The 16,024-nt window shown below is 68.5% G+C and carries 15 protein-coding genes; 4 read left to right on the top strand and 11 right to left on the bottom strand.

The annotated features are described in order from the left end of the window. Window positions 1-29 precede the first annotated feature (29 nt). Window positions 30-1,916, bottom strand: coding sequence for a M20/M25/M40 family metallo-hydrolase (locus B2Y21_RS04085; RefSeq protein ID WP_292057232.1), 1,887 nt, complete (start codon window positions 1,914-1,916; stop codon window positions 30-32). 111 nt (window positions 1,917-2,027) lie between these two features. Beyond that, window positions 2,028-4,301 carry a TonB-dependent receptor gene (locus B2Y21_RS04090; RefSeq protein ID WP_292057234.1) on the bottom strand — a complete coding sequence of 758 codons (2,274 nt, stop codon included), beginning with the start codon at window positions 4,299-4,301 and terminating at the stop codon, window positions 2,028-2,030. A 244-nt stretch (window positions 4,302-4,545) separates the two neighbouring features. Here B2Y21_RS04090 and B2Y21_RS04095 point away from each other — a divergent pair, with 244 nt between their 5' ends. Further along, on the top strand, window positions 4,546-5,919 hold the full coding sequence (locus B2Y21_RS04095) for a metallophosphoesterase (RefSeq protein ID WP_292057237.1): 1,374 nt from the start codon (window positions 4,546-4,548) through the stop codon (window positions 5,917-5,919). A 4-nt stretch (window positions 5,920-5,923) separates the two neighbouring features. On the opposite strand, the gene B2Y21_RS04100 is transcribed toward B2Y21_RS04095, so the two are convergent. The 3 genes from B2Y21_RS04100 to chpT form a co-directional block, all read right to left on the bottom strand. Beyond that, window positions 5,924-6,739: a CheR family methyltransferase gene (locus tag B2Y21_RS04100; protein WP_292057239.1), complete on the bottom strand. Its 816-nt coding sequence runs from the start codon at window positions 6,737-6,739 to the stop codon at window positions 5,924-5,926. Continuing rightward, window positions 6,736-7,119 (bottom strand): response regulator, encoded by a 384-nt coding sequence (locus B2Y21_RS04105; RefSeq protein ID WP_292057241.1) that lies wholly within the window; start codon window positions 7,117-7,119, stop codon window positions 6,736-6,738. Before B2Y21_RS04105 ends, B2Y21_RS04100 begins: the two co-directional genes overlap by 4 nt. Window positions 7,120-7,181: 62 nt before the next feature. Continuing rightward, entirely contained in the window at window positions 7,182-7,895 is a 714-nt protein-coding gene (gene chpT / locus B2Y21_RS04110; protein ID WP_292057243.1) for a histidine phosphotransferase ChpT, read from the bottom strand. A gap of 99 nt (window positions 7,896-7,994) precedes the next feature. Here chpT and cysQ point away from each other — a divergent pair, with 99 nt between their 5' ends. Further along, window positions 7,995-8,792, top strand: a complete 798-nt coding sequence (gene cysQ, locus B2Y21_RS04115) for a 3'(2'),5'-bisphosphate nucleotidase CysQ (RefSeq protein ID WP_292057244.1) — start codon at window positions 7,995-7,997, stop codon at window positions 8,790-8,792. On the opposite strand, the gene B2Y21_RS04120 is transcribed toward cysQ, so the two are convergent. From B2Y21_RS04120 to map, 6 genes are all read right to left on the bottom strand, one after another. After that, window positions 8,793-9,686, bottom strand: a complete 894-nt coding sequence (locus tag B2Y21_RS04120) for an aldo/keto reductase (protein ID WP_292057246.1) — start codon at window positions 9,684-9,686, stop codon at window positions 8,793-8,795. Window positions 9,687-9,690: 4 nt separating this feature from the next. Next, window positions 9,691-9,933: a BolA/IbaG family iron-sulfur metabolism protein gene (locus B2Y21_RS04125; RefSeq protein WP_003166683.1), complete on the bottom strand. Its 243-nt coding sequence runs from the start codon at window positions 9,931-9,933 to the stop codon at window positions 9,691-9,693. Between the two features lie 81 nt (window positions 9,934-10,014). Further along, window positions 10,015-10,533 (bottom strand): GNAT family N-acetyltransferase, encoded by a 519-nt coding sequence (locus tag B2Y21_RS04130; RefSeq protein WP_292057251.1) that lies wholly within the window; start codon window positions 10,531-10,533, stop codon window positions 10,015-10,017. Then, window positions 10,530-11,252, bottom strand: a complete 723-nt coding sequence (gene radC / locus B2Y21_RS04135; RefSeq protein WP_292057259.1) for a RadC family protein — start codon at window positions 11,250-11,252, stop codon at window positions 10,530-10,532. Before radC ends, B2Y21_RS04130 begins: the two co-directional genes overlap by 4 nt. Before the next feature lie 73 nt (window positions 11,253-11,325). Continuing rightward, on the bottom strand, window positions 11,326-12,345 hold the full coding sequence (locus B2Y21_RS04140; protein ID WP_292057253.1) for a trypsin-like serine peptidase: 1,020 nt from the start codon (window positions 12,343-12,345) through the stop codon (window positions 11,326-11,328). A 76-nt stretch (window positions 12,346-12,421) separates the two neighbouring features. Beyond that, entirely contained in the window at window positions 12,422-13,246 is an 825-nt protein-coding gene (map, locus tag B2Y21_RS04145) for a type I methionyl aminopeptidase (RefSeq protein ID WP_292057255.1), read from the bottom strand. Window positions 13,247-13,395: 149 nt separating this feature from the next. On the opposite strand from map, the gene B2Y21_RS04150 reads away from it, so the two are divergent. After that, window positions 13,396-14,166, top strand: a complete 771-nt coding sequence (locus B2Y21_RS04150) for a competence/damage-inducible protein A (protein WP_292057257.1) — start codon at window positions 13,396-13,398, stop codon at window positions 14,164-14,166. Window positions 14,167-14,351: 185 nt separating this feature from the next. Then, on the top strand, window positions 14,352-15,647 hold the full coding sequence (locus B2Y21_RS04155) for an OmpP1/FadL family transporter (RefSeq protein ID WP_292057258.1): 1,296 nt from the start codon (window positions 14,352-14,354) through the stop codon (window positions 15,645-15,647). Window positions 15,648-16,024: the final 377 nt, after the last annotated feature.

Consider the following 16,024-nt stretch of genomic DNA (forward strand, 5'->3'; position numbering starts at 1 on the left):
CGCTCACGCGGTCCGACGCCAGCACCCCTCTAGGGCAAGGTCTCCGCCACGGCGGGCGACGGCGCCAGCAGCTGGGCCGAGATGTTCAGGCCGACGCCCGCAATCAGACAGGCGGCCGCCGCGAACAGCACCAGGCGCGTCGTCTTCGCGCCCGGCGCCAGCGGGCGAGCGAACAGCAGCGCCAGCAAGGCGATCAGGGCCAGGGAGCCCGGCATGTCCATCCCCACGCCCAGGAAGACGAAGTGGCCGATCCCCAGCAGCCAGGCGCCGCCCAGCACAGTCGCCACGGCGGCGGGCAGAAGGCCGAGCGGCCGCGTCAAGCCGGGGTCGATCAAAGCCGCCAGGGCCGCCGCCGTCGCGGCCAGCAACACTGGCCAGACGAACAACAGAGCCGCCTCGGGCGCCGCACCCTGCAAGGCGCAGCCGAAGACGAAGATCAGGGCGATCAGGCCCAACCAACCGCCCCAGGCCGAACGCTCGGCGCGCCCTGGCCACAACGACAGGATGATGGCGGCCACGCCCAGCCCCAGCATCACCGGACTGAACCCGCCGACCAGCAGGACGACGGCCGTCAAGACGGCGAGCGCCCCGCCGATCACGCGCGGCCGCGCCCGGCGCGCGCCGGTCAGCAAAACCAGGGCCAGGGCGACGATCGCCAGCGTCGCCCCCGCCTCCATCCACGGCAGGCGGCGCAACAGGGTGTAGTAGACGTCCGGCGAATCGGCGCGGCTCGACATCGGCCCGGCCAGCAGGCGCGTCGCCTGCACCAGGATCACGCCCCCGGTCAGGAACCACACCCCGTCCAGCACGCCCAGGCCGACCTGCCCCGCCGTCAGTCCCGCCCGGCGCCGCACCCGCCAGGCGGCGAAACCGCCCAACAGCGCCGCCAGGGCCAGCAGAACCCAGCCGGTTCCTTGCGCATGGGCGACCATCCAGCGGCCGAAGACGTCGGAGTAGACCAGGTTCTCGCCCTTGGCCGGCAGGCTGGACGCGCGCGCCAGGGCATCGGCCGCCTCCAGCGCCTGGGAGCCCAGATGCTGAACCGCGCCCCGATCCAGGTTGGCGGGCGTAGCGTTGGCCGAATGGTACTGATCCGGGCGGCCGATGAAGGCCAGGTTCAGTCCGCCGATCCCCCGGTCCTTGGGCACGGTGAAGTCGGTGCCGTTGGGCATCCGCTCGTACATGAAGGCGGCGATGGAGGTGGCGGTGGTCCCGCCGTCGGCCCTGGCCGCCGCACGACGGAACAACTGCACGGTCGGCCCGGCCTCGCGCCCGGTCTCGAACATGGCGGCGCGGCCGCCGCCGCCGCGCGCCTCAAGGTTCACCACCGCCCCGATGCGGTCGCGCAGGGGGTGGCCGCCGAAGAAGACCCGCGCCCCGTCCAGACCCAGCTCCTCGGCGTCGGTCAGCAGGACGACCAGATCGCGCTCGACCGGACCGCGCGCCTTCATCGCCCGCACCGCTTCCAGAATGGCGGCGACCCCGGCGGAATCGTCGGCTGCGCCCGGCGAGCCGACCACGGTGTCATAGTGGGCCATCAGCATGACGGCGGGCTGGCTGCGGTCTTTTCCGGGCAGGACGCCGATCAGATTGATCGCCTGATTGCCCGCCGCCGCCGGATCGCCGCCCGCCCGCGCCAGCCGCTTGACCGAGGCGGGCGACAACGGCCCCGCCTGTTCGCTGACCTCCAGCCCCAGCTGCGTCAGGCGGGCGCTCAGATAGGCGCGAACCCGCGCATGTTCGGGCGAGCCGACCGGGTGGGGAGCGCGGGCGATCTGTTCGATGTCGGTCATGGCCCGCGCGGCCGAGAAGGCGGCGGCGGGCGCGTCCGCCGCGCGCGGCTTCGGCGCCTGGGTGGTCCACACCGCCAGCAAGAAGGCGAGCGTCAGCGATCCGAACAGCAAGGCCAGCCGCATGAGAGATCCTCCCCGATCCGGTCCCCAGTAGGACCAAGCTGGACCGGAATGGCAAGAGGGCGGCGACAGGTCTCCCCGCCGCCGCCCTCCGATGCGATCCGCCGTAGAGGCTTAGAAGCGCTTCGACAGCTCCACGCCGTACATGCGCGGCTCGTTGACGAAGGCCGTCAGGTTGTTGAAGTCGATGGCGCCGAGGATGTTGGCCTCGTCGGTGATGTTGCGGACATAGACGGCCGCTTCCAGACCCCGGTTCAGGTCGCGCCAGCCCGCGCGCAGGCCGCCTTCGAACGCCGTGTCCTGCATGAACTCGACCGATTCATAGAGGAACAGGTTGAAGTCCTTCTGCATCACCCAGTCGGTCGCGGCGAACAGCTCCTGATCGTCGCCGATCGGATGGACGTAGGACAGCGTCAGATTGGCGGTCCATTCCGGCGCCTGGGGAAAGGGGTTGCCGTCGATATAGGCCAGACGCGCCGATCCAACCGTCACCATCCGGTCGGTGACGGTGCAGTTGGCGAGCGCCGAGCAGACGCCGACCTGAAGATCCTTGTCCTTGATCTCGGTGTGGTTCCAGGCCAGGCCGCCGGCCAGGCTGAAGCCCGCGCCCAGATAGACGTCGCCGTCCACTTCCAGGCCATAGCCCTCGCCCTTGTCGGCGTTCAGCAGCTGGTTGAAGTTGCCGGCGCCGCCGATGGCCGTGAACTGCGGATCGGAGACTTCGTAGAAGTAGGCCGTGGCGTTCAGGCGGGCGCGGCCGTCCCACAGGCGAGCCTTGAATCCGGCCTCATAGGACATGACCGTTTCCGAATCCGCCGTGGTCACGATGTCCGCCGAAGCGATGCGGCCCTGGATCGACGGGCCGCGATAGCCGTTGGCCACGCGAGCGAACAGGTTCAAGCCGTCGTTGACCTCGTACAGGGCGCTGACGTCCCAGCTGACCTGTTCGTCGCCGACCGACTTGGTGACGTTATCCAGCGGCTTGGCCGTGGACGGGCTGCCTGCCGGGATGATGCGGCGGCCCCAGAAGTCGCGGCTGTCGTCGGTGTAGCGAACCCCGGCCGTCAGCTTCAGCGCGTCCGTCACCTGATAGCGGCCCTGACCGAAGATCGACCAGGAGTCCGACTTCTGGATGACGTCGGGAACCACCGTCGGCGCGATGCCGCCGACGCCGTTGAACGTGCCCGAGACCAGGTTGAAGCGCTCGTCCCAGTAGAAGGCGCCGACCTGCCAGCCGAAGCGGCCGTCGCCGTTCGAGGCCAGGCGCAGCTCATAGGTGTTCTGGACCAGGTCGCTGGACAGGGTGCCGGTCTCGACCGCGAACGGGGTCTTGTAACCGGCGCCGGTCGGCGCCCCGACCGAGACGCCGCCGTCGATGTCGCCGTTGCCCTGGCTTTCTCCCTGGTAGGAGCCGATGACGCCGGTCAGCGTCGCCGGGCCGAAGTCGTAGGCGACCTGCAGCGACTGCGAGAGGGTCTTCTGCTTCTGGTAGTTGTTGCGGCCGCCGTCGTACCAGACCGTCTCACGGTCGAAGTTGTCGTTCAGCTTGTTCGAGCCCTTGGTCAGGACGTTGGCGCGGTTCATCGTGCCCGTGCCCTCATAGTCGCGCGCCTGCAGGGTCAGCAGGGTCGACAGGCGCTCGGTCGGGGTCCAGGCGACGTGGATGCGGCCCGCCACGTCGTCGAAGGAGCCCAGATCCTTGCCGTCCTTCTTGGCGAAGGGAGCGTCCCAGGCGTTGTTGACCCAGTCATCGCGATGGTTCCACAGGGCAGCGACCCGCACCGACAGCGTATCCGACGCCGGCAGGGTCACGCCCGTCTCGGCGCGCATCGAACCGTAGTTGCCGTAGGTCAGCGAGCCGAAGCCGGTGAAGTCGTCGCCCGGCTTCACCGTGTCGATCTTGACCACGCCCGCCGGAGTGTTGCGGCCGAACAGGGTGCCCTGCGGACCGCGCAGCACTTCCAGCTGCTTCACGTCGAACAGGGGGAAGCCCTTCAGATAGACGTTCTCCAGCACCACGTCGTCCAGCACGACCGAAACCGGCTGCGAAGCGTTGAAGTCGAAGTCCACATTGCCCAGGCCGCGGATGTAGAAGCGCGGGGCATAGCGGCCGTTGGAGCTTTCGACCTGCAGGCTGGGCACGCGGCCCGACAACTGCAGGATGTCGCCGCCGCCGGCGTTCACGGCGTTCAGCGTCTCGGTGTTCATCGCCGTGACGGCGAACGGCACGTCGCGGATATTTTCGCTACGGCGCTGGGCGGTGACGACGATGTCGCCGACGGCGGCGGCCTGTTCGGCCTGAACGTCGGCGGATTGCGCCAGGGCCGGCGTGGAGAGCAGCAGGGCCAGACCGCTGGCGGAGGCGGCGAGAACCGAGAGACGCGTCATCGAGATATCCCCTTCTTGATGATCTTGGGTGGGTGAATTCGCCGCAGGCCCTAGGCCCGAAGCGTCGCCGGTTCCAGCACCGAAACGCCCTTCACCGTGAACCTTTCGCGACAGGGACACAGGCCAAAACAAACCGCCGTTCGTTTCACATATGAGACGCGCCTCAAGTTGTGCGGTGCAACCAGCCGTGCCATGCAGATCGGCTGCGTCGTCTCCCGCAGGGTCGCGCACCGGAGATTTTCAGATGCCCTTCGCCTTCCCCTCCCGTCGCCGCTTCCTGGGCGCCGCAGCCGTGTTGCCCCTGATCGGCGGCGCCCTGCCCGCCCTCGGCCAGACTCGCGAGGGAGCCGTCGTCGGCCGCATCCTGGCCATGTCCGACCTGCATTCCGCCTATGAGCGCAGCGCCCAGCTGCTGGCCGCCCTGCGCGCAGAGGTCCGCAGCCGGCCGGTTCCGCATCTGATCGCGATCGACGGCGATATCTTCGAGCACGGCAACGTCGTCTCGGTGCGGTCCGAAGGCGCGATCGACTGGGCCTTCCTGGCCGCCCTGCCCGCCATCGCCCCGACGGTGGTCAATCTGGGCAACCACGACAACGACCTGACGCCGGACCTGCATGAGGTGGTCGCGCGGATGCGCGGCCTGGGGATCACCGTCCTCAGCAACATCGTCGACGCCCGCACCGGTCAGCCCTATGCGCCGGCGGCGACTGAACTGGCCTTCGGCGATCGACGGCTGCGCATCATCGGCTTCGGCACGAACGCGCTGAACACCTATCCCAAAGCCAGCCGCGACTGGCTGTCGATCCCCGATCCGAGCGAATGGGCGAACGTCCAGCTGCCGACCCTTCTGGACGGCGCGGACCTGACCCTGGTGATGAGCCACGCCGGGGTGGCGGGCGACCGGGGGATGCTGTCCGCCCTGCCCGACGGCGCCCTGATGATCGGCGGGCACAACCACCTGCTGTTCCAGGAGACGCTGGGGCGCGGCCTCTACGCCCACACCGGATCGTGGAGCAACGCCTATACGGCCGCCGACTATCTCAGCGACGGAAGCGTCCGGGCGCAGTCGCGCACCGTCGCCCTGGACGGCCCCGCCGACCCGGCCCTGGCCGCCCTGATCCGCACGACGCTGGACCGGCATCTGACCGATCAGGAGCGTGCCGTCCTCGGGACCAGTTCGATCGCTTTATCGCTGGGCGACACCGGCCGCGCCGTGGCCGCCGCCTTCGCCCGCTTCGCCGGGGCCCAGGCGGGCTTCATCGGCCACACCACCCTGGGCACAGGCCTGAGCGCCGGTCCGGTCAGCCGCTACGCCTTCGACGCCGTAGTGCGCTTCGACGGCAAGCTGATGATGGCCGAGGTTCCCGCCGCGCGCCTGGCCGAGCTGACCGCCCTGGCCAATCAGGACCGGGTCATGCCCTTCGCGCGCCGTACCGGCGACTTCGTCTATGGCGCGGTCGAAGGCGGCGAACAGCGCGAGACCGTCCGCATCGTCACCACCGACTGGTGCGCCCTGAACCAGCATGAGTATTTCGGCGTCACGGACCTGGCCTTCGCCGAGGTTCCCGGCCCCGGCGTCAAGGCCGTCGCCGCCCAGGGCCTGCTGTCGTCGGCCTGACGGATCAGGCGGCGCGGCGTGCGGCGGCCGCGCTCTTCACATAGAGGCCCTTGCGCCCGGCCACCGGGCGGAAAGCCACGCTGTCGCCGTCCGGCCGCTCGTCATGGCCCAGGAACAGGCAGCCGTCGTCGACCATCCGTCGCTCCAGCCCGTCCAGAACCCGCGCACGGCGTTCCGGCGCCATATCGGTCAGGACGTTGCGGCAGAAGACAACGTCGAACCGGCCCTCATCCGTCGGCTCGTCCAGCAGGTTGGCGCGCGTAAAGGCGATGGCGGCGCGCAGTTCGGGGCGCGCCCGCCACTGGTCGTCGACCTGTTCGAACCAGCGCAGCATGGCGCGCGCCGACAGGCCGCGCTGTATCTCGAACGAGGTGTAGAGGCCCGACAGCGCCTTCTCGATCGCCTGACGCGACAGGTCCGTGGCCTCGATCTCGACCTGAGCCCCCGCCTCCAGGGCGGCGATGGCCAGGGAGTAGGCCTCCTGTCCGGTCGAGGCGCCCGCGCACCAGATGCGCACCCGACCGCCCGGCCGCGCCGCCGTCAGGGCGGGCAACAGTTCGCGCTCCATCACCTCGAAGGCCGCACGGTCGCGCCGGAACCAGGTCTCGCCGTTCAGCAGGGCCTCGATCACGCTCCAGCCCAGGGAGGCGACCGGGCGGCTCCACAGACTGGTCAGCATGGCCTCGACGTTGTGATAGCCCTCGCGCCGCGCCACAGGCCCCAGCCGATGCTCGGCCAACTGCATCCGGTCTCGGGTCAGCCGGAAGCCGGCGCGGGACGCCAGCAGGGTCTGAAGACGATCGAAATCCTCCGGCGTCATGACGGCGACTGCACCATTCCCACTTCGGCGAGCTTGGCTTGCAGGATCTCGCCGTCGAAGGGCTTCATAACATATTCGTCGGCTCCTGCGGACAGGGCTTCGGCGATTCGATCCGCCCGCGTCTCGACCGAGCAGAACAGAACCTTGGGCGCGCGCCCCCCCGGCAGGTCGCGCAGACGACGCAGGAAGGCCAGGCCGTCCATCACCGGCATCTGCCAGTCCAGCAGCACCACCTGGGGCATCGCCGCCTGACAATAGTCCAGCGCCTCGGCGCCGTCGGCCGCCTCGGCCACGTCGAAGGACAGATCCTCCAGGATGCGGCGCGCCACCTTGCGGATGATGCGGCTGTCATCGACGATCAGACAGGTTCTGGGGTCCACTGGGTCGCTTCCCGTTTCACGCGAGATCGAAATCACGCTCGCGCCATAGTCGTTGAGGCGGGTTAACGGAGCGTTGGATCAACGAACGCGGTTTGCTCATTAGCGCCCGGCAGACGCGCCATCAAGGCCACGCGGCCTTCTTCGGTCGCCAGGTCCAGCCGTCCGCCCGCCTCGCGCGCCGTCAGCCACAGCCAGTAGGGCTGGATCCACTGCCCCGCCAGGCCCTCGGTCAGCCGCTCGCCCTTCAGGCCGACCACGGCCTCGGGCTTGAGCCGGGCGCGTGCCCCCTCGGCTGATCCGACCAGGAACAGCTGGTCCCCTTCGCGGCGGGCCGTCACCACCGCCGCCCCGCCCATCGGCAGGGCCGAAACCGTCAGATAGGCCAGGTTGATCAGGGCGCGGGCCTGGAGCTTGGTGAAGGTTTCCTCGCCCACGCGCCAGTCCAGCGTGGCGCGCCCGCCGTCGGTCAGGCCCGCAACTAGGCCGTGCAGTTCGGCGCCGGAGAACTGTTCGCTGCTGGTCGCCGCGCCGAAGGCCACGCGGGCGAAGTGCACCAGGGCCACCATCTTGGCCGCGCTCTGACGGATCAGGCCCAGGGCGTCGTCGCGCATGTCCTGGGCGCTGGGATCGTCCAGCAGGTCCAGACCCGACATCACCGCGCCCGCCGGGCTGATGAAGTCGTGGCACAGCTTGCCGGCGATGAAGGCGGCCAGTTCGGCGCCGTCCACAGGCAGGTCGGCGGCGGATAGGAAGGCGGGGTCGTCGGAAACGGTCATGATGCCAAGGCGCGGCGCGCAGAATTTCAAAAAGGTTAAGGCCAAGGTGGCCTGATTTGCCGGTTCGTTAAACCGGCCGCATGGTCTATCGAGCGCTTCATGACCGTCTCCGCCTACGCCGCCCTCGAAACCGACCTCGCCTCCGGCCGCCTGGCCGAGGTCATCGCCGACATCGCCGAAGAGGCCGCGCGCCTGATCCTGCCCTACTGGCGGGCCGATACGGCCGTGGAGACCAAGGCCGACGCCAGCCCCGTCACCGAGGCCGACCGCGCCGCCGAGGCCCTGATCCTGAGCCGCCTGGCCGAACACTGGCCCCAGGTCGAGGCCGTCGCCGAAGAGGCCGTCGCCGCCGACGGCGCCCCGCCGTCCGTCGGTCCGTGGTTCTGGCTGATCGACCCGCTGGACGGCACCAAAGGCTTCATTCAGGGACGCGAAAGCTACACCGTCAACATCGCCCTGGTGCGCGGCGACGCCGTGGTCGCCGGCGTGGTGACGGCGCCGGCTCTTGCCCTGACCTGGCGCTCGGTGGCGCCGGGCGAAGGCGCCCAACGCCGCGCTTTTGGCGAGGCCTGGAAACCGGCGCGCGTGCGCGAACGCCCTCAGGACGCCACCGCCCTGGTCAGCCACAGCATCAGCGACGAAGACGCCGAACGCCTGGCCGGCCGCAACGGCTGCCGGCTGTGGCAGGGCATGGATTCCTCGCTGAAGTTCTGCCTGATCGCCGAGGGCCGCTTCGACGCCTATCCGCGCACGGGCCCCACTAGCGAATGGGACACCGCCGCCGGTCAGGCCGTGCTGGAAGCGGCGGGCGGCCGCGTCCTGGCCGAGGACGGCCGTCCCCTGGCCTATCGCAAGCCCAGCTTCCTCAACGGCCCCTTCTCCGCCATCGGCGCCTAATCAAGCCGAGGCGTCCACCCGCGCCATCTCGATCTGGGCCGAGAGGCCGGCGGGCAGGTCGCGCTCGGGCACGCTCGCCAGTTCCTCCAGATGCGCCCTGTCCCTGGGCCGGACCAGCACGCTGGCCACCGCCGGGTCCGCCAGGGCGTAGGCCAGGCAGATGGCCTCGCCGGTCCAGCCCGGCGTTCGGTGCAGGAAGGCGAAGGAGCCCGGCCGCTCCAGATCGGCCTCGCTGCGTCCCGCGCCCCAGCCGCCGAACAGGCCCCGCTTCTTCGCCCCGCCCGCATCGGCGGCGCGGCGCTCGGTCGCCAGGCTTTCGGGAAAATAGTCATAGGCGAACAGGCTCATCTCCCGATCGCGCGCGGCCTTCATGCGCGAGCGCACCTGCCAGGCCACATTGGCGTGGAAAGGCGTGAACAGGACGTCGAACGCCCCGGTCGAGACATAGAGGTCCGTCACCGGCTCATCGCCCGACACCCCCAGCATCCGCACATACTCCGCCTTCCGCATCGCCTTCAGGGCGGTCAGGGAGGTCTGCGGCAGTTCATTCTCGGCCGGGCGCTCCAGCACCGCCATGTCGAACCAGCCCAGGCCCGAGGCGTGCAGCCCCTGTTCGATCGAGCGGCCCAGCCTCTCCGCCGAGAAATCCCGATCGGCCCCCAGGCTGGCGCTGACCCACACCAGTCGCCGTTCGACATGACCCAGGGCCTCGCCGACGGCCTGAAGCAGCATCGGGTCCAGCCGCTCGATATGATAGGCGTTCACCCCCGCCTCCAGCCCCGCGAACACCAGGTCGCGGACAGGGTTCGGCCCACGCGCCGCCGCCTCAGCCCCCAGGCTGAGCGTCAGGCTGGAGACCGCGGCCCCCGTGGCGCCGAAGGGGCGATAGCGCACGGGATCAGCCGGCCTCGACCGGCGCCGAGGTCTCCAGCGCCAGGGCGTGCAGTTCGCCGCCCATCTTGCCCTTCAGCGCGGCGTAGACGGTCTGGTGCTGCCGCACCCGGTTCATCCCGCGAAAGACCTCGGACACGATGCGGGCGCGATAGTGGTCGCCGTCGCCCGCCAGATCCTCGATGGCGATGTCCGCGTCGGGGAAGGCCTCGACCAGATGGGCGCGAAGGTCGTCGACGGACATGGGCATCACAGAACTCCTAGAAGGCAGAAGGCCGTCTCAGGGCCTGAATTGTAAAGCTTATCGCCCCGCGTCCCTTCTGTCAGCCGGTCATCCGACGCGGGGACGCTCATACAGGTCGACGATCGACCCCTTGTAGTCGGCGCGGGCGTAGGGGCGATAGCCTACCCGTTCGGCCAGACGCACCGAAGGCGCGTTCTCGGGCGAGATCATGCAGACCGTGCGCGGCTCCAGCCGATAGGCGTCGGTCCAGGCCAGCGCCGCCTCCAGCGCCTCGCGCGCCAGGCCCGCGCCCTGGAATGCGGGGGCCACGCCCCAGCCCAGCTCCGGCGCGTCGAAGGGCGGATCGATCTCGCGGCGGTAGTCCAGCACGCCGACGCTGCCGACATAGGCGCCCGTCGTCGTCTCGCGGATCGACCAGTTGCCATAGCCCTTGGCCTGCCAGTGGCCGATGTCTCGCAGCAGGCGGAACCAGACTTCCTCCTCCGACAGGCCGCGCCCCATGATGTGGCGGGTGAACTCGGCGTCGGCCCACAGGGCGGTCAGGTCGTCCATGTCGCCGACGGCGACAGGCGTCAGGGTCAGGCGTTGGGTGGTCAGAACAGTCACATCAATCCCAGTTGCTTGAAGCTGGCCACGCCTTCGCGGCCGACGATGAGGTGGTCATGAACCTGGACCGACAGGGCGCGTGCGGCCTCGATCACCTGTCTGGTCATGTCGATGTCGGCCCGACTGGGCGTCGGATCGCCCGAGGGGTGGTTGTGGACGATGATCATGGCGCTGGCCGACAGCTCCAGCGCCCGGCGCACCACCTCGCGCGGATAGACGGGGGCGTGGTCGACCGTGCCCCGGTTCTGAATCTCGTCGAGGATCAGCTGGTTCTTCTTGTCGAGATAGAGAACGCGGAACTGTTCGCGCGGCTCGTGCTGCAGCGACAGTCGCACATAGGCCAGCAGCGCCGTCCACGACGAGATGACGGTGCGCTTGTTCGCCTCTTCCTTGGCCACGCGGCGCGAGACTTCGTGCAGGGCGGCCAGGTCCAGCGCCGTCTCGGAGCCCACCCCCTTGGCCCGGCCGCGCGAATCCTCAGCCTTGACCGTCATCAGATCCTCGACCGAGGCCGCCAGCACCGCCGCCAGCGACCCGAACCGCGTCAGCAGGGCCTTGGCCACCGGCTTGACGTCGCCCTGCGGCTGGCTGCGGAACAGGAACAGCTCCAGCAGCTCATAGTCCGGCAGATGGTGGATGCCCGCCGTGCGCGCGCGTTCACGCAGCCGCTCGCGATGCCCGGCGTGGTGCGGCTTGGCCTTCACCCCTTCCACGTTCAACGCTTCGCTCTCCGTCCGCCCTTGGCGCCACAGTGCCGAGGCGCGGTCCACGGAGCAAGGCCATGAACGTTGCTCAATCTGAACGGCCCAACCCTGCAATGTCGCTGAAGGCTCCAATAAGATAGGGAGTCAGCCGGCAACTATAGTTTTCGCCTTCCGCCGCCCTAGACATGATGGCGACGATGCGTCCTTGCCCATCAATCATGGCGCTGCCTGAGCGGCCAGGAAGGACAGCGCCGTTGCGCTCGGTGAGAGCTTCCGCATGCACGCCTTCCACCACGCCATATTCGTAATAGAGATTTTCCGGCGAAAAATCCGGTTCGCTCAAACGCCGCTTGGCGATTTCCACGCGCATATAGTCTTTGACGTTATCCGGGTGCTCTTGCGTGGTCATCAACCGCTCGATGACGGCAGCGGACGATTCATGCGGGTAAGAGAAACGATGCACAGGCAGCGCCGCATCGACACTGACCGACATGCCCAACCAGCCTCCTGAGGCCTCGACGGGTCGGTCAACCGCTATCAACGCCACATCATGACAATCAGCGGCCAGGTCCAGAGGAGCCGCAGTCTGAACCATCACGGGTCGCGGTTCAAATTCGCTCGCAGGCCCCCACGCCGCCACGACACGGTAAACGCCCTGATCGCTCCCACCGTCATGACGGACAGCGATCTCGAAGCCGGGGCGGGGTCGCCCTGTAGCGCGGTCAACCAAGCAATGAGCGGCGGTGAGCAGGTGGCGAGGCCCCACGAATTGAGCCGTGCAGGCGGTTCCCTGACGCTCACCGTCCTCTTTGAGTTGAAACAACTTCGCCGCTGTCGTCGCGGGATGCCGCTCCAGGTCAAACAGATCCCGCGCGCGAAACAAAGTCGAGAAGGTCGACCCCCTGGCGGGCAAGGCCGGACTTGCCGTGGGCAAGGCCAACGGCGCGACCTCATCCGCCACATGAGCCGGCGTATGGTCTCGTGGAGAAACCGACGCCGACCACACAGCCACCTCACCACGGTCAAAGGTGATGTGCTTAAGGTCGGTTGCATCCGCGACGCCCGGCCCGGCCGCCGCCAAGACTCCCAGCACGCTCCACAAACGCATGATCTGAGCCCTCCCTGTCATAGCCCAGGTGAGAGACGTGGAGCGGCTGAAATATGACCGTTATATTAAATCAACGTCAGGAGAATTTCGGGCGGAACAGGCCCTTGGGCGAGGCGGTGAAGATTTCCAGCCCGTCCTCGGTCACGCCGATCGAATGTTCGCACTGAGACGACAGCGACTTGTCGCGCGTCACGGCGGTCCAGCCGTCCGACAGCACCTTCACCGCGGGCTTGCCCAGGTTCACCATCGGCTCGACCGTGAAGAACATGCCCGGCTTCAGCACCGCGCCCTCGCCGCGACGGCCGTAGTGCAGGACATTGGGGCTGTCGTGGAACACCCGGCCGATGCCGTGGCCGCAGAAGTCGCGCACCACGCTCATGCGCTGGGCCTCGACGAACTTCTGGATGGCGAAGCCGATGTCGCCGAAGGTGTTGCCCGGCTTGATCTGGGCCAGACCCAGGTCGAGCGAGTCATAGGTGACGTCGATCAGCTTCTTGGCGCGGGCGTTGATCTCGCCGACCGGATACATGCGGCTGCTATCGCCATGCCAGCCGTCGACGATGACGGTGTGGTCGATGTTGACGATGTCGCCTTCCTTCAGAACCTTGTCGCCGGGAATGCCGTGGCAGACGACGTGGTTGATCGAAGTGCAGACCGTCTTGGTATAGCCCTTGTAGCCCAGGCAGGCGGGGGTGCCGCCGTTGTCCAGGGTGAACTCGCGCACCAGATCGTCCAGCTCGCCCGTGGTGACGCCCGGCTTCACATGCTCGCCGATCATGTCCAGCGCCTCGGCGACCAGACGGCCCGCCTTGCGCATGCCCTCGAACCCTTCCGCGTCATAGATGCGGATTTCGTGGCTGCGGACAAAGACGTCGGTTTCCAGGTCGGGGGTCTCGTACATGCTCGGCTTTCGGGGAGGCGCGCTCCGCAAGAGCGCGGAACGGGCGAAGAGGCTGCTTTCAGGACTTCAGATGGTCAGACTAGCATAAAACCTCAAGCCCGTCAGGGTTCACGGCTGACGCAAGCGCGCGCCCTTCCTATCTACGGGCCATGTCCCAGATCGCCCCCTCCCCCACCGCCGCCGTCCTGATCATCGGCGACGAGATCCTGTCGGGCCGCACGCGCGACACCAATCTGAACACCCTGGCCCGGTTTCTGGCGCCGCTGGGCGTCGATCTGATGGAGGCGCGGGTGGTCGGCGATCGTCAGGATCAGATCGTCGCGGCGCTGAACGCCCTGCGTGCGGCCCACGACTACGTCTTCACCACCGGCGGCATCGGCCCGACCCATGACGACATCACCGCCGATGCGGTCGGCGCCGCCTTTGGCCTTCCCGTGCGCGAACACCCCGAGGCCCTCGCCATCCTCGCGCGCCGCTATGCGCCGGGCGAGTTCAACGCTGCGCGGCGCCGCATGGCCCGCGTGCCCGAAGGCGGCGTCCTGATCGCCAATCCGGTCAGCGACGCGCCGGGCTTTCAGGTTGAGAACGTCTTCGTCATGGCCGGCGTGCCCAAGATCATGGAGGCCATGCTGGACGACGTGGCGCCGCGCCTGAAGACGGGCATCCCGGTGCACAGCCGATCCCTGCGCGTCACCGGCGTCGGCGAGGGCGCCGTGGCCGACATATTGCGCGCCGCCGCCGAGGCGCGACCGCACCTGTCCTTCGGCTCCTACCCCTTCGGTTTCGGCGCCGGACAGACCGCCGGCGAGGTCGGAACCCAGCTGGTGATCCGCGGTCGAGATCAGTCCGAAGTTGACGCTGCGGAACACGATCTAACCGCAAACCTACGTTCTTCAGGCATCGAAATTGCCGTTACGTAACCTCACCAAGGTGTGAAATTGTGCGATTTTTGCGCCACGCTTTCGCCGAGAAGGGGTCCGACACCGGCCTTGGACGCAACGCTTTCATGACACGGACGCTGTGGCTGTTAGCGTGACGGCTCTCCCCGAACCAAGGCTGGCCGCCTCTACAAAAATGGCCGGCCCATTACATAGGTGAAGCGTAAATGACCCCCAGGAACATGGCCCGCCTCGGCGGCCTGGCTCTGACCACCGCCCTGATGACGGGCGTCGCCGCCCCGGCCTTCGCCGGCTCCTTCTATCTGCAGGAACAGTCCGTGCGCGGCGCCGGACGCGCCTTCTCGGGCGAGGCCGCCGATCGCGGCGTCGGTTCGATGTGGTGGAACCCCGCCTCCATCGCCCGCAGCGGCCGTGAGGTCTCCGTCGGCATGCACGCCATCCGCATCGATTCCGAAGTGAAGAACGCCGGCTCCTACCTGACCTATCCGGGCGGCGTGGACGTGCCGGTGGTCAACCCGCGCAACACCGAGGTCGATCCGATCGAAAGCGGCCTGGTGCCGAACTTCGCCTTCGCCACGCCGATCGGCGACCGCTTCGCCGTCGGCGTCTCGGTGGCCGCCCCCTACAACTTCACCACCAAGTACGAACAGGGCTCCTTCGCCCGCTACGACGCCCTGACGTCGGAACTGCGCTCGGGCGACGCCAGCCTGACCGTGGCCTATCAGGTCAACGACTGGCTGGACGTCGGCGCCGGGCTGAACGCCCAGTTCGTCAAGGCCAAGCTGACCTCGGCCATGCCGAACCTGTCGCCGCTGCTGCCCGACGGCTCCAACAGCCTGGAAGGCGACGGCTGGGACTTCGGCTGGAACGTCGGCGCCCAGGTGCACAAGGGCCCGTGGGACTTCGGCCTCAGCTACCGCTCCAAGATCGAGCACGAACTGGAAGGCGACGTGACCGTGGCCGGCCTGCTGGGCCCGCTGGCGGGCGCCAACGTCTCGACCGGCGGCAAGGCCAGCTTCAACACCCCGTGGTTCGCCTCGGCCTCGGTCCGCTACGCCGTCAACGACAAGCTGACCCTGAACGCCCAGGTCAACCGCATCGGCTGGTCCGAGTTCGACGCCATCACCGTCGAATACACGGGCGGCGGCGACGTCATCCATCAGGACTACAAGGACGTGACCACCGGCGCCATCGGCCTGGACTATGCGATCAGCGACAAGACCACGCTGCGCGCCGGCGTCGGCTATGACCCGACCCCGACCCGCGACAGCCTGCGCACCGCCCGCATCCCGGACGCCGACCGCTGGCTGTTCTCGGTCGGCGGCTCGACCGAAGTGACCGAAGGCGTCACCTTCGACGCCGGCCTGACCTACATCGCCTTCAGCGACTCGACGATCCGCGACGACCGCACCCTGTACCAGGGCGCCATGACCTCGCACCTGCGCGGCGAGGCCGAAGGCTCGGCCCTGGTGGCCTCGGTCGGCGCGCGCTGGGCCTTCTGACCCAGGCCTGACGACTGACGTGAAAACGGCGGCTCCCGCAAAGGAGCCGCCGTTTTTATATCCTCCCCATGTCATGGGGAGGTAGATCGGTCGCGGCAGCGAACGAGACGGAGGGGCCGCTTGGTTCCGCTAACGGTCAAGCCCCTCCACCACTTCGTNNCTTCGTGGTCCCCCTCCCCACTCTGTGGGGAGGATATCTCGACCTCAGCCCTGGGCGGCGTGGCCCTTGCCGCCGTTCGACGGGCGACGACGACGCGGGCGACGTTGCAGCTCGCCGACCGGCTTGGGCTCGGCCGAAGGGGCGGCGCGCACCGACGAACGGGCGCGGTCGCCCGCCATCGGATCATAGGCCGCCGCCGGACGCTCGGCCGCAGGCG

The organism is Brevundimonas sp. UBA5936 (assembly GCA_002430835.1).
Lineage (GTDB): Bacteria > Pseudomonadota > Alphaproteobacteria > Caulobacterales > Caulobacteraceae > Brevundimonas.